The sequence below is a fragment of the Streptomyces muensis genome, from assembly GCF_021474425.1.
In the GTDB taxonomy this organism is placed as follows: domain Bacteria; phylum Actinomycetota; class Actinomycetes; order Streptomycetales; family Streptomycetaceae; genus Streptomyces; species Streptomyces muensis.
In genome coordinates, this window is record NZ_JAKEIP010000551.1 from 1 (window position 1) to 1,706 (window position 1,706).

Consider the following 1,706-nt stretch of genomic DNA (forward strand, 5'->3'; position numbering starts at 1 on the left):
AGCCTCCCCCGACCCGATCGACGCCTTCCTCGCCGCCCCCGAGGGCGAGGCCCACCACCCCCTGCACGTCCCGCGGATGCAGCTGCGCCTCCTGCACCTCTTCCTCGCGTCCGAGACCGAGCCGATCGACGCGCTGCTGGACGAGCGGATGCGGCGCTACCTGATGCGCGTACGCAGCTTCTTCGAGCCGGGAGGTCCGCTCGCCGCACGCCTGCCGGGGCTCGTCTGGCCGCTGATCGACTTCTTCCTCAGCAGTTCGCAGGACGTCCAGGCCGCCATGGACGTGGCCGTCGCCAACTGCCGTGCCCACGGCGGCGAGTGGGAGGTCGGCGTCCTGCTCATGTTCCGTACGCACATGGTCGTCGACTCGTCCGGCGGCACGGACGACGTGGACGACGCCCTCGCGGAGCTGAGGATCCTCAGCCGCCGCGCGGGCGACCGCTGGATGCGGGCGCAGGTGTGCAGCGCGGCCGGTGAGACGGCCATGTCGCGCAGCCGTTTGGAGGAGGCCAGGGGCGAGTACGAGGAGGCGCTGCGCCTCGCCCACGAGGTGGGCGCGCACGCCGAGACACCGTTCCTGATGACGAGGCTCGCGGAGATCGCCTACCGCACGGGCGACCGTACGGCCGCGTTGACCGCGCTGGACGAGGCGAGCGCGGCCGCCGACCGGTACGGCGTGGCGGACTCACGGGCGTTCGTCCTGCTGATGCGGGCCCAGATCGCGTTGGACGACAAGGACACCGCCCGCGCACGCGCGTTGTGCGAGGAGGCCCGCGCGGAGATGGCCCGCGGCACGCCACCACCGCAGTTCCACGTGATGCTGAACGCCATCGAGGCCATGGTCGTGACGGCCGAGTCGGGCCCGGAGCACGGACTGCCTCTCCTGGCCGACATGCTGCGCGTGGCCGTGGAGAAGCGGTGTGCCGACGTGATCACGGCGGCCCTCGCGGACGCCGTGGCGGACGTGCTGGCCCGCCTCGGCGACCACCCGCGCGCGGTGCGTCTGCTGGCCGCCTCCGAGCACTGGCGCCGCGGCTACCCGCGCCCCCTGCCGGAGCGGGAGCACGCCGAGCGGGCCGAGGCCGCCGCCCGCACCGCCCTGGGCGCCGAGCGTTTCGCCGCCGAGCACTCACGGGGTACCGCCCTCACCCACGACGACGTGCTGCATGACGTCGCCGAGGCGGTGCGCGGCCGTCGCCACTCGGCCGAGCAGTCGCCGTGAGCACCGAGGGCCGGACTGAACGGCCCTACCCGCAGCTGAACTTCGACTCCGCCCAGTCCGCCAGCAGCAGCGTGTCGAAGGTGCTGAGCGGCTCGACCACCAGTCGGACGGTCTCGCGCCCGGCGAGGCTCACATGGACGGGTACGGCCGGGTCCCCGCCCTTGAGCGCCGCGGACCGCCACAGCCGGACGCCGTCGGCGTAGACGGAGAAGGAGAACCTGCCGAGCCCCAGGGTCGAATCGTCGACGCCGACCATCGCGTCGTAGGCGGAGCACTCCCGGTTGAGGTCGATGGTGACGGAGGACCGGCCGTGCACGGTGACGCCGTGCGCGTACCGCTGGTCGCCGATCGACACGCCGTACCGCTGCCACACCCAGCTGCTGCCGTGGAGCCGCATCTCGGGCGCGGTGCCGTCGCCGGTGAGGTCGTACGACAGCTCGCTCCACTGGTAGACGACCGGGGCGGGCGGCGGCGGGGGAGGAGG

General features: G+C 73.3%; 1 protein-coding gene and 1 pseudogene. One reads left to right on the forward strand and one right to left on the reverse strand.

Annotated elements, in window-relative coordinates; all coding sequences use genetic code 11:
• Nucleotides 1-1,222 (forward strand): annotated as a pseudogene (locus tag L0P92_RS44245) (AfsR/SARP family transcriptional regulator); the annotation flags it as partial.
• Between the two features lie 25 nt (nucleotides 1,223-1,247).
• Here L0P92_RS44245 and L0P92_RS44250 read toward each other — a convergent pair.
• A partial coding sequence (locus L0P92_RS44250) for an NPCBM/NEW2 domain-containing protein (protein WP_234768783.1) occupies nucleotides 1,248-1,706 on the reverse strand: 459 nt, incomplete at its 5' end.